Annotated in this window: 8 protein-coding genes; 7 read left to right on the top strand and 1 reads right to left on the bottom strand. The window is 46.5% G+C overall.

What is annotated here, in order from left to right:
* Positions 1 to 185 (bottom strand): transposase (locus tag C558_RS0128350; RefSeq protein WP_018759676.1); only part of this gene is annotated, 185 nt, incomplete at its 3' end.
* Between the two features lie 208 nt (positions 186 to 393).
* On the opposite strand from C558_RS0128350, the gene C558_RS0128345 reads away from it, so the two are divergent.
* The 7 genes from C558_RS0128345 to C558_RS0128315 all read left to right on the top strand — a co-directional run bounded on the left by C558_RS0128345 (position 394) and on the right by C558_RS0128315 (position 12,967).
* On the top strand, positions 394 to 876 hold the full coding sequence (locus C558_RS0128345; RefSeq protein WP_018759675.1) for a DUF6530 family protein: 483 nt from the start codon (positions 394 to 396) through the stop codon (positions 874 to 876).
* Positions 876 to 1,979, top strand: coding sequence for an AAA family ATPase (locus tag C558_RS34095; RefSeq protein WP_040676074.1), 1,104 nt, complete (start codon positions 876 to 878; stop codon positions 1,977 to 1,979). The genes C558_RS0128345 and C558_RS34095 overlap by 1 nt, the downstream gene beginning before the upstream one ends.
* Positions 1,980 to 1,984: 5 nt before the next feature.
* Positions 1,985 to 3,082, top strand: coding sequence for a vWA domain-containing protein (locus C558_RS34090; protein ID WP_245583896.1), 1,098 nt, complete (start codon positions 1,985 to 1,987; stop codon positions 3,080 to 3,082).
* A 201-nt stretch (positions 3,083 to 3,283) separates the two neighbouring features.
* The gene (locus C558_RS0128330; protein WP_018759674.1) at positions 3,284 to 7,504 is read left to right on the top strand and encodes a discoidin domain-containing protein; all 4,221 of its coding nucleotides are present in this window, start codon (positions 3,284 to 3,286) and stop codon (positions 7,502 to 7,504) included.
* A 26-nt stretch (positions 7,505 to 7,530) separates the two neighbouring features.
* Positions 7,531 to 10,599, top strand: coding sequence for an alpha-L-fucosidase (locus C558_RS32925; protein WP_018759673.1), 3,069 nt, complete (start codon positions 7,531 to 7,533; stop codon positions 10,597 to 10,599).
* A 273-nt stretch (positions 10,600 to 10,872) separates the two neighbouring features.
* On the top strand, positions 10,873 to 11,592 hold the full coding sequence (locus tag C558_RS0128320) for a class I SAM-dependent methyltransferase (protein ID WP_018759672.1): 720 nt from the start codon (positions 10,873 to 10,875) through the stop codon (positions 11,590 to 11,592).
* A gap of 247 nt (positions 11,593 to 11,839) precedes the next feature.
* Positions 11,840 to 12,967: an NAD(P)/FAD-dependent oxidoreductase gene (locus C558_RS0128315; RefSeq protein WP_018759671.1), complete on the top strand. Its 1,128-nt coding sequence runs from the start codon at positions 11,840 to 11,842 to the stop codon at positions 12,965 to 12,967.
* Positions 12,968 to 13,190 lie beyond the last annotated feature (223 nt).

Here is a 13,190-nt window from a genome sequence, read left to right as displayed (position 1 = left end):
CCACGACCATCTTCTAACGAAACTCCTTTTTGAGACTTCTTAACCCAAACGAGCACCTGACATTTACTACGTATATTCAATTGCTTCGCTACTTCTCGAGAACTTACCCCTGACTCATAAAGTCGAATGGCTTCGTTTTTTAATTGTTCCGTGTATTGGATGAATACTTGTCCCTTTTTTGCCATGAAAAATCCCCTCCGGTTGCAGCTTTCAAGTCCATTGTACCAGTGGACTTTTCTTCACTGTCAACCATAAGGGGATAATATCAAATACGCGGGCTTTTTTTGAATAAATATAATCACTATTTACAACAAACGATAAATTGTCTATTATATAAATAGACATAATATTAAAATGTTTACAAAAGTTCGATGAGCGAAAAGAGGAGACACAATGAAAATACCTGATTCAACGAATCATAAACCTGTTATTATTTCGGACAACTATGGGAAAGTGGATGGGCGATTCGCTAATAATACAGATGTAAAAGCTTTAACTTTGGGATTGACCCCATTGAATGATGAAGGAAAGGCCCATATTTCCGCCAATCTATGGGGATACACAGAGGAAGAATGGTCCGGACAGTCAGAGGAGATACCTCTCCATCGCATTCTTGATTTGTCCATTCTTCTTTGCAGCGCACTGAACCATTTTAGTGAAGCCTATCGATACGATCATTTATATGATCCGCAGAATCCTGTTATCGACCGGATTGGACTGCAAGGGAATGCGATGACAGTGGCCGTGTGTACGGATAATGATGAAATAAATGAGGATATCAAGCTGTTCAACAAAGCATTGAGCGATAACGGTGAGATGATCGGAGAACGTCTGCGAACATTATCGAGATTATTAGAGGATTTGGGGTATTCATAATGAGGGTGGAACAATATGTATTGTCACCAGGGAGAGAATTGACGGATGAAGAGAAAGACCTTGTATGGCAAAAGCCATTATCTCATAAAGTGAGCGAGGTCGAACGCCGAATCAGCAGTGAAGTGAAGCGCAATTGGGATCGTGACGAGATGAAAATTGCCAATATTCTACTCGAAGGAGATGCTGGCTCCGGCAAGACACAACTCGCCAAAGCATTGTCGGCGAACTTCAGGTTACCTTACACCAAAGTAACTTGCTTTGCGGATATGGATAAATCGGATATCATTGGAGCCATTTTACCGGTGCTCTCTTCGGATCGGATGAATGAGTTAGATACAGCAGACCAAACTGCCTTGAGCGCATTATATGAGAGTGATGGCTTTCAGAGCTCGACGGAGATTTTAATCGCTGCGCTGGGGATAACGCAAGAAATGGCTTCTGTGAAGCTGAAGCAATTACTGAATCTAGCCTCAGATAACGCCAAGGATGAAGCCGTAGAGTATCGATTTTACCCATCCGAGATCGTGAGGGCCTTTAGACAAGGCTACCTATTAGAAATACAAGAACCGAATGTGATTCGAGATGCTGCAGTATTGATGGCGCTAAATTCTGCCTTGGAGCTGGATGGCACCATTAATCTTCCAATGGAAATCGTTCACAGGCATCCGGATTTCATAGCAGTTATCACGGCAAATCGCAGTTATGCAGGATCTAGGCCGCTTAATGAGGCGCTGCGTGACAGGATTCAGCATACGGAGAAGATGGACCTGCCGAGCAAGGAGATTATGATCGAACGCGCAATGGCCAAAACCGGCTTTAGGGACAATGAAGTACTCGATATTTTGGCAGATACAATTATTCTATTGGATAAAACAGCCCGGGCAAATGCGATTAAAGGCGTGGCCGGCATGCGCTCCTATTTCTATTGGGCCGATGCCGTTGGAAGGGGGGCTTCCGCAAGAGAATCCCTTTATCATAAAGTTATCTACAAGATCACAACCGATTCAGAAGAAATCAAACTGTTGGAAGATGCGTTGGATGGCCAAGGTTTGTTGGGGAGATTGGATGAAGTCCCCAATGAATTAAAAAAAAACGAAATTTAGACACCGTGGAGATCGCAATCGAGGAAATTCATACGGACACTGACTTGATCCCTGAGAACGAAGCTGAGGAAGAAGGGATTTCGTTCAAAAAGTCCGCTGATAGCGAAGAGAGCTCATCCATCAGCTCGGATGAGTCAGCGGATTTGGAGAGTACCGATTCGGGCGAGAACGGATCACCGAAATATCATAAAGGCAATCCTGAATCCATGTCGGAGGAAGAGAAGCAAAAGGAACGGGACTTTCGCAAAAAGCTGAATCGGCTCTCTAGGGAAAATGTATCCGATTCTATTCATAAGGCTGTTAAGCTTATTGTTCACCGACCTGAATATGATGCGACCAACCAGGAGGAGTATTTTAAACTGAGCCAGGGGCTTATGCCCATCGTACGTGAAATTGCCAGAACGACGCTGCCGCTCTTAGAGCATGAGGTAAGCACGGAATATGCAAAGAACCATTATTATGGATCTAAATTTCAGGCTGACAGCGTAGCCTACCGAGACTTCAGGTATTTTGCTAAGAAACGTCCCCCGACGGAATCCCCTGGTCTTGTCGTCGGTTTGAGGGTAGATGAATCCGCATCGATGGCTGCTTTCGGAAGATTGGAAGCGGCAAAGCGTGCAGTCATAGCAGTGTATGAATTTTGTCAAATTTGCAATATTCCGATTCTCATCTATGGAGATACGGCGGATGTCTCCCGACTAGAACAGATGTCCATCTTCGCTTATGCCGATTATGATAAAATGGATTTCCGTGATCGGTTCAGGCTAATGGGAATTCGTGCGCGAAGCAATAACCGAGATGGCATGGCTCTGCGCATTATGGCAGAACGGTTAGCTGCTGCACCCAAGCAAACAAAGCTGTTAATCAGCATCAGTGACGGACAACCCAAAGCAATGGAAGACTATACTGGAAGCCTTGCCATGCAAGACATGCGGCAGACGATTACTCATTATGAGAGAAAGGGAATAACTTTCCTCGCAGCAGCCATTGGTCAAGACAAGGATGTCATTAGCCAGATCTATGGCGGAGAGAGATTTCTGGATATTACGAATCTGAATGAACTGCCTGCGAAATTAGTTCGGATCATTTCTCGATATTTATAAAATGACTAAACATTGAGCTCCAAATATAACCCGACTGATCGAGGCACACGACGTGCTCTGATCAGTCGGGTTTTATGTTGTTTTTAAAAGGTTTTGAATAATAGTAGAAAAACAAACATTTAAAGTTAAATATTCAATTATTATTTCATCCGTTATCCCGTACATATAACTGCAGTGAAATCATAGAAATGGAGGTTAACCATGAAGCCTATGAATTCCAGCAGACCACAACGATGGCTTGCTACCATTCTGATCGCGACGACGGCGGGTTATCTAATGCCTATATGTCCGAATGTCCATGCGGCATCGGCCGGCGATTTGGCGTTGAATAATCCCGTCACGGTCTCTTCCACTGAAACAGGCAGCTTTACCGCTCAGAAAGCGGTAGATGGTGATTCGACGACGCGCTGGTCGAGCCTTTACACAGACGGGGAATGGATTGTGGTGGATTTGAGTCAAATCCACGAGATTAACGGTGTTAAGCTGAATTGGGAAGCGGCATACGGCAAGGGGTACAAAATTCAAGTCTCAACGGACGGAAATACGTGGAAAGACGTGTTCACAACGAACACGGGAGACGGCGGATTTGATTACATAACGTTTGATCCGGTTCGTGCCAAATATGTCAAAATGCAAGGAACAAGCCGTGCTACGAATTATGGATACTCTTTATATGATTTCGAGGTCTATCAACCGACGAATGAAGTATCAGGCATTCAAATGAACCAGACGAGACTCACGATCAAAGAAGGCGAGATGGGGCAATTGGAAGCGTTACTGCAGCCGTTTAATACGACCAACAACCAAATCAAGTGGACAACTAGCGATGAGTCCGTTGTGAAAATCGCGAACGAAAGCGGCGGCAAAGTTATACTGGAGGGCTTGAAGGAAGGTACGGCAACCGTGACTGCGACAACGGAGGACGGCAGCAAGCAGACAACGGCGACCGTTAAGATCGCTAAGGAAGTCATCAATCCGTTTAATCCCAATTACCGCGCATACGAGCCTCCACCATCCACTTACAAATATAATGAATTTCAACTCGCAGGCAGCGTGCAATTCGAGAAGAACAACACACAAATTCGATCCTTTAAAAATAAATGGACCGTTCGCGTACCAGTACAGACCGTGAAGGACGAATTGGAATTAAGTGATGTTACCGTAACCGGGTTGCCGAATGGATTAAGTTACGATGTAAAGAAAAGCTCCAATGAGACGATCGACATCATCGTGAAAGGCAGCGCCGCTGTTCCGGTTCTAGACGATACACCCATCCAAATTTCCGTGAAGAAAACCGCATTTGGCGGGGCGAAGGATCTCGATCCGATACAGGCCATGATTCATTATGGAGGACTTGAAATTCCTTCGTCCGTTCAAGTCGACTGGGCAAACCAAGAGATCGGGATGTTCATGCATATTAACCGTCATCCCAATGGTTCCGCCATTCCACCGTCGCAAATGACATTGTCAAAATTGAATACGGATCAATGGGCAGACGTTGCCGTAAGTTTAGGCGCGAAATATATGGTTGTCGTCATTAAACATATGGACGGGTTCGCATGGTGGAATTCCCAGGATAATGTTCTCGGTATCCATCAGACACCTTATAAAGACGGAAAAGGCGACGTCATGGCGGATCTCGTGAAATCCGCGAAAGAGCGCGGACTGAAGCTTGGATTCTATCTCTCCCCGCAAGACAAGGCATTTGGCACCGGATTGGGAGGAACGATCAGCGATCCGATCAAAATGGAAAAATACGTTGATTATTATGTGCGCCAGCTGCAGGAATTAACGACGAAATATGGCGATATATTCGAAATCTGGTTCGATGGCAATTTGGACCCTCATCTGGTAGAGCGTGTGAAAGAGACAATCGACCGCAATCAGCCGAATGCCATACAGTTCCAAGGCACATACAATCTGGTTCGCTGGGTAGGCAACGAGGGGGGAAGTAAACCGTTCAAGCCGTGGAATACTGTCTCTCAAGTTGGTCTGGACCGTTTCATGAACAAAGAGGGCGATGTGACAAGCGCCTATAGCGATCCGAACGGCGTTTACTGGCTGCCGAATGAGACGGACACCAGCTTGCATGAAGGAGGAACTTACGAAGGGCAATGGTTCGGAGGCACGCCGAAGCCGCTAAATACATTGGTGAATGCCTTTTACAATTCCGTAGGGGAAGGAACAAATCTGCTGCTGAATGTATCACCGCAAACCGATGGTATGATCCCCGATAATTATGTTCAACGGGCGAAGGAGTTAGGGACCGCCATATCGGACCGGGTCGGTTATCCGCTTGCCATCACCAAAGGAGAAGGCAAGTCGATCGAGCTTGACCTGAACGGTACCAAGGAGATCGACCATATTATTGCTATGGAAGATATCGCATTTGGCGAGAGAGTCCGAAAATATTCGTATGAAGGACAAAAGGAAGACGGCACATGGATCAAGCTGGCGGATGGCGACGCGATCGGCCACAAGCATATCATCCGAATCAATCCCGTTACCGTCAAGAAAGTTCGCCTGCAAATCAGCGAATCTGTTCTGACGCCGAAAATATCGAAATTGTATGTCACTAGAACGGGTACCAAAGCCATAGATTCAACACCGCCAACGATTCCATCTGAACTAAAAGCCGAGGTGAAGAACGATACTTCCGTTACTTTATCCTGGATCGCCGCTTCCGACCCGGAAACAGGAATTAAACAATATAATATTTACCGTAACGGGATAAAGGTCGCAGAAACATCAGGTACGAATTACATCGATAATGGATTAACCGAATCGAATGAGTATACCTACCAGGTATCGACTGTGAACGGTCAAGGCATGGAAGGAGAGAAGAGCGGTGCAGTAACCGTGCGTACAGCAGAGGATACGATCCCTCCTACAGTTGACAAAGTGACATCTCTGCAAAATGAAAAAATTTCCGTTACATTCAGCGAGCCTGTCGATCCGCAATCCGCTCAGAATACAGGAAATTACGTATTGAATACCCCGATCTCCGTGCGTTCTGCCGTGTTAGTGGACGATAAGACGGTTGAATTGACGCTGGCAGCACCGCTTGAGGAATTGAAAAGTTACATCCTCACGATTTCCGGGATTAAAGATCGTGCGGCTGCGCCGAACACGATTGCATCGAATACGAAAATGACATTCACGAGCAATTCGAGCCTCGAACAATATTTTCATTTCAACGAGAATCAGGGCAATACCGTGGTCGATAAAGTAACGGGTCACGCTAGCGTCATTCAGGGCTCCGCACCGGTCTGGGTTGAAGGCAAAGCTGGTAATGCACTCGACTTTAATGGCAAGGATCACTCGATCATTATTGATCCGATCGTTACTCGCTCTAACTTCACGTTATCAGTCTGGATCAATCCGCGTTCATTTGATGATAAAAAAATGATTTTATCTCAGGGACAGCAGAACAAATCTCAATATCAATGGGATTGGTGGATTTCAAAAGGGAGAATGTACTTCCAAATAACAAACGAGCTTGGCCAAGATTTTGGTCTATATGAGTTTGTTACGCCGGCAGGCTCGATCCCACTTAATGAATGGTCCCATGTTGCCGTTACTCGGGATGGGAATAAGTATAAAATGTTTATCGATGGCGAGCAGGCAGCAGAGAAAGTGATCTCCGGATTTATCGATCAACCCTATAACCCTTACCAATTTCGGATTGGTTCTAGATTGAATGAGAACGGTTCGACATTGGTGAATGTGTTCGATGGCGCGTTAGACGAAATTCGTTTATACAGCAAGCCGCTATCAAACGATGAAGTGCGCAGTCTATACACATCCGTAAACGTTGTTCCTTCTAAAGATCCGGCTGCTGTATTTTCCGGTGCGCAATCGGTGCAGGCGGGTGAGACCTTCAAGCTGAATTTAGGTTTGGAAAGAGTTAAGGGGGTTTATGCCCAGGACCTTGACCTTAATTTCGATCCTAATGTGTTCGAATTCGTATCGGCAAAGTCTTTGCAGACCGGAACGGAGATCCTACAAACAGTGAAAGAACCGCAAGGTAAGCTTCGGTTCATTCTTGCAAGCCAGGGAGCTGATCAGGCTATTGATGGAGATGCTCACATATTGGAACTAACCTTACGGGCTAAGGATTCAAATCAGGATACGTCTGGGATAATTGTGTTAAACCAAGCGGTTTTAGCGAACGGACTTGGCGAAGAGACACTTCTTCCGGAGCGATCTGCGAAAATCGAGATTACCGCGGCCGGTATGATCGAAGATGTGAACAAAGACGGCAAGGTCAGCGTTGGCGATCTGTCGATCGTCGCTGTCCATTACGGCAAAGATCAATCCAGCAGCGATTGGCAGGAAGCGAAGAAAGCCGATGTGAACCACGATGGCAAAGTGGACATTTCCGATTTATCGATGGTTGCTAAAAAGATCATAGGCGGTTAAAAAAGTCTATTTCGAAGGAGGTTTATATGGTGATCCAGAGTAGTATATTGAAGAGATTGGCATGGGTTACGGCAGTGTCATTCACGTTGTCCTTGTTGAATATGTATGCCTTCAATTCACAGGCCGCTGCGGCGGAGGTGACCGTTAACACAGCGAAAGTCCAGGCTCAAGCTCTAGCAGCCGAAGCCCCTGTTAAAATTGTGCAAGCGCATCAATGGTCTGATAAATCGGGGAGTGTGCAGATCGTTCAAGGTACTGCGCCGGATGGCAATGCAATCGGAAATATAGCATCAGGCGATTGGGTGAAATACGCCGGGGTTGACTTTGGAACAGGCTCGTATGATACATTCATGGCCACGATTGCGGCTTCCTCGTCCGAAGCGGGCAGAAAGGTTGAGATTCGTCTGGATTCGCAATCAGGGATGCTGATCGGAACGTTAACCGTCAATTCTACGGGGAACGTGGCTTTGTTCAAAGAACAATACGCATCGATTGCGAATGTGACAGGGGTCCATGACGTATATCTCACATTTCCAGATGGTTCTATTGGAAGTATGAACTGGTTCGCGCTCGGCCAGACGCCCGACCATGAAACTAAAGAGCAGCGGGATCAACGAATGCAATGGTTCAATGATGCACGCTTTGGCCAATTCATTCATTGGGGAGCCTATACGCAACTCGCTGGAACTTATAACGGCAAGACAGTAAACGGCGCGGCAGAGTGGATCATGAATTATCTGAATATCCCAAAAGATGATTATATTCAGCAAGCAGCGGCCCCGTTCAATCCGACGCAGTATGATCCGAAAGCATGGGTCGATGTAATGAAGCAAGCAGGGCAGAAATATATGGTGATCACGTCGAAGCATCATGACGGGTTCAGCATGTTCGATACCGGGGTCAACGGATTCAAGGACTACAACATTGTGAAGACTAGCGCCTATGGAAAGGATCCGATGGCGGAACTATCGAAAGAGGCGAAGAAACAAGGCATTAAATTCGGTTTCTATTACTCCATATTAGAATGGGTTAATCCTAAGGTGCCTGCACAGAAAGAACTCTATGTATCCGAAATGAAGGAACAGCTGCGTGAGCTCATTGAGAAGTATGATCCTGATCTACTATGGTTCGACGGAGAATGGGACGCCTGGTGGACGAAGCAAGATGGGAAGGAATTATACAGATATCTTCGGACATTAAAAAATGATCTCATTATTAACAACCGTGTTGGCAAACGAGAATCGGATGACGGAGATTACGGGACACCAGAGCAAGAAATACCTGCGACAGGCTTGCCTTATATCTGGGAGACATGTATGACCATGAACGGTTCATGGGGATTTCATGCCAAGGATCTCAATTGGAAATCCACCAAAACATTAATCTCGAATTTGGTAGAAGCTTCTTCAAAGGGCGGAAATTACTTACTGAATGTGGGACCGACGCCGGAAGGACTTATCCCACAGGCAAGCGTAGATCGTTTAACGGAGATGGGTAATTGGTTAAAGCTTTATGGGGAGAGTATTTATGATTCCAAGGCGAGTATATTCGCAAGCAAGTTCCCTTGGGGCTATTCCACGACAAAGAATGGAAAAGTGTACTTGCACGTATTGAATCAACCCGAGAACAATCAAATCGTTCTTCCGCGGCTTTTGAACAAAGTGAACAAGGTTTACTCCCTGGCGGATGACAAGGTGACGTTGAATTACACGCTAGGGGAAGAGATAACGATAAATCTTCCTGCATCTTTACCCAACTCGTATGATTCCGTGTACGTTATCGATGTCGATGGAGTACCCAAAATCCAGGTTTTTGAGAATTTGGCCTTGAAAAAACCGGCAACGGCAAGCAATTTCTATAAGAATGACGCGAATTATAATGCATCCAAAGCAGTAGATGGCGATGCTAGCACGCGATGGGCAACAGATGATCCTACGAATGCGGCCTGGCTTGAAGTAAACTTCGGAGAGAATACCACCTTTAATAAAGTGGTGATCGATGAATGGATTTATAACAACATGCTGCGAATTGCCGGGTTTGCGATCCAGTACTGGGACGGAACGACATGGAAGGATGCTTATCAAGGATCGACAGCGGGTCCTTATAAGACGATAACGTTTGATCCTGTAACAGGGTCGAAAGTAAGGCTGAATATCACTTCCGTAACGGGGACAGCGGGTCCGACAATCAACGAGTTCCAAGTGTACAATACAGGTGTCAAAGCTAACGGCATTACACTTGACCAACAACAGCTAAAATTAAAGATCGGCCAATCGGGGCAACTGACGGCAACTGTGATGCCGGCCAATGCATCGAATAAGACCGTTCTTTGGTCGAGCAGTGACGACAGCGTGGCTTCCTTAGAAGATCTAGGCGACGGAAGGGTGACCATTCGTGGCGTCAAGGCAGGCACAGCTGAAATTACGGCAATGGCAGTGGACGGCGGCTTCAAGGCAACGTCAATCGTCAATGTCGAAGATGCGAATACCGATGAAGCGGCTGCTGCGCTGACAGCTCCGAATTCCGTAAAATCAGGTCAATCGTTCACCGTCCAGATCGATATGAATCAAGTGAAGAATAAGGTGTACGGGATGGACATCTCGATGAATTATGACGCTAACCTGATGGAATACGTCTCTGCAAAGTCCATACACCCAGGAATCAGTATCGTCGCATCAACCAATCCGCAGGCTGGGAAAATTCGATTCATCGTAGCTAGCGAAGGCGCGGACAAAGGAATTAGCGGCAATACGCCATTACTGACCTTAGATTTCAAAGCAAAAGACGTACAAGGAACCAAATCCGGTACGATCTCCATAACTAACGCAACGCTAGGAGATGAGATGGGTACAGAATCGACTGCTGCGCAAGCTTCATTACGCATCGAGGTTACGTCTACGTCGAGCGTCGGTTCAGGAGATCTGAATCATGATGGCCGCATAAGCATCGGGGATCTTGCGATTCTGGCCTCTTATTACGGGAAGACCTCATCTGATCCGGAGTGGGATAAAGTCAAGGATGCGGATTTCGATGGCAATCAAGTGATTGATTTTGTGGATCTTGCAGCGTTAGCCCAAAAGATTATCATAACATAAAGGATGCTTATGAAATCCAAGAGGTCAAGGGATCGATGTTCTGCGACCTCTTGCTGAAGCTGGTACCCACAGACTAGACTCTTTCTGCCTGCAAAATTAGTTCGGATCATTTCTCGATATTTATAATATATTTAACTCAAAGCCGCGAACATCGCGGCTTTTTGGCATTTACGTCCAGTTTGTTGACAGGACATCTGAATTGTAGATATTATAGATATATAAGATCTATAAAGGGGATAAAGATTTCTTTTCATACAAAAGGAGATGGAACAGATGTATAGTGAAAATTCGGATGCCGGGGTCTTATCAATGCTTCAGCCTCAAGCGGGTGAGCGAATCCTTGACGTAGGTAGCGGGAATGGGGACTTGATGTCCAAGATTGCGGCCGCAGGTGCGGTACCCATAGGGATCGACATGTCGGAGGGGATGGTAAATCGAGCGAGACAGAAGTATCCTGAACTGGACTTCCAAGTAGCAGACGCATCTCAGTACCGGACAGAGAACCCCTATGATGCGGTCTTCTCCCATGCAACTTTGCACTGGATTCTGGATGCAGCCAGTGTCACTCGCTCCATCTGGTTGGCACTGCGCGATGGCGGCCGATTCGTAACCGAATTCGCCGGCAGAGGCAATGTCGCCGTGCTAACTACAGCAATTCAACAGGCGCTTGAGTCACATGGTTATGCGTGGGCGGGGCGGAATCCGTGGTACCATCCCACTATCGGCGAATACGCCAGCCTACTCGAGCGGACCGGATTCCGTGTCATGTTCGCTCATCATTTCGACAAGCCTACACCGCTCAAGAGAGAGGCAGGAGTTCGGATCTGGCTCGACAGTTTCTCCGATTATTTCTTCCACGATGTTACTGCTGTGGACAAAGCGTCGATCTACAACGCCATCGAAGCGCAGGTGAAGCCACTTCTATACCGGAACGGTCAGTGGATGATCGACACAAGTCGATTGCGCATCGTCGCCATCAAGGAACGCAGTTAAGCGTAAGCTCAAGCCGAACAATCTTAGGCTTGGGCTTTTTTGTTGACTATTCGAGGTCCAGATACATGAAATCATGCGAATTATTTACATCTCATGTCAAAACAAACGTGACGAGGATTAGCTAAATATGATTCAAACTTGATTCGGCGATGTAGAAGCAATGTATAATAGACCTAGATCATCGGACCAACGATATCAAGCCATTGCGCATGTATCGTTAGACTTCGATTGGAAAGGGTTGCAATACATGAAGAAAATCATCATTGTCGGAGCAGGAATTCTTGGGGCGTCAACCGCATACACGTTAGCCAAAATGGGGGCGGATGTCCTTATTATAGATCGCAAAGATCAAGGGCAGGCCACGGACGCCGCCGCTGGCATCATCTGCCCCTGGCTATCGCAGCGACGCAATCAAGCTTGGTACCGGTTAGCTAAGGCGGGCGCACGTTATTATCCTGGGTTAATCCATGAACTCAAAAGCGAGGGAGAAACAGAAACAGGTTATGCCCAAGTGGGCGCGCTTTGTATCCATGATGATATGGAGAAGATCAGAAAGATCGAGGAGCGGGCACGCATTCGCAAAGTAGATGCGCCAGAAATCGGTGATATTGACCTGCTTCATGACGAAGAAACGCTTAAGCGGTTTCCGCTGTTAGCCGGAGGTTATCATGCGGTTCATATTAGCGGTGCTGCTCGGGTAGATGGTCGTGCGCTCCGCAATGCGTTGATCCGTTCAGCAGAGAGGAACGGCGCTGTCTTGATTCAAGGTGATGCGACGCTTGACTATCAATCAAATCGCATTACAGGCGTTTCAATTGGCGATAAAACCTACTCTTCGGATCTCGTGGTTGTCTGCGCAGGGGCATGGGCCAATTCGCTCTTTGAGCCTTTGGGATTACATTTTAAAGTGGGTTATCAAAAAGCACAAATTATGCATTTACATGTCCCTGATCAACAGGACACCGGCAACTGGCCGCTAGTCATTCCACCATCCGATCAGTATTTGCTTGCGTTTGAGAACCAAAAAATCGTTATAGGGGCAACGCATGAAAACGATATCGAAGGCTACGATACACGCGTAACGGCGGGTGGTATGCAGGAAATCCTGAACAAAGGATTGCAACTAGCCCCTGAATTAGCATCAAGCACACTGCAAGAGATCAGAGTTGGGTTTAGGCCTTTTACCCCCGGTTTTCTGCCGGTGATTGGGGCCGTTCCTGGATGGGAAGGTCTCATCACGGCCAATGGACTAGGCGCATCCGGCTTGACGGTAGGACCTTTCCTGGGGAGCCAACTTGCCAAGCTCACGCTTGGCATGGAACTCGATATCGATTTGAATGATTATGATATTCAGAAAGCAATGGATGAAGAGTGATCCACACCTTCTAGATACCGGATGCATACTTTCATGTCAGGCTATCGATCCGTCATGTGAAGACAATGAGTAGGTTCATGCAGTACCCAAAGCACCCAGATCGGGTGCTTTTTGTTATGGTTTTTGACAAATGAAATGACAATGATCACAAATTGTTCAATATTTTAGGCGAAAAATAGCCCGATCGAGTCAACTCTTATTATTGCATAATCGATATACTGGC

Origin of the sequence: Paenibacillus terrigena DSM 21567, from assembly GCF_000374845.1 — a bacterium.
Taxonomy (GTDB): domain Bacteria; phylum Bacillota; class Bacilli; order Paenibacillales; family Paenibacillaceae; genus Paenibacillus_K; species Paenibacillus_K terrigena.
This window is presented reverse-complemented; position numbering and strand designations above follow the sequence as displayed.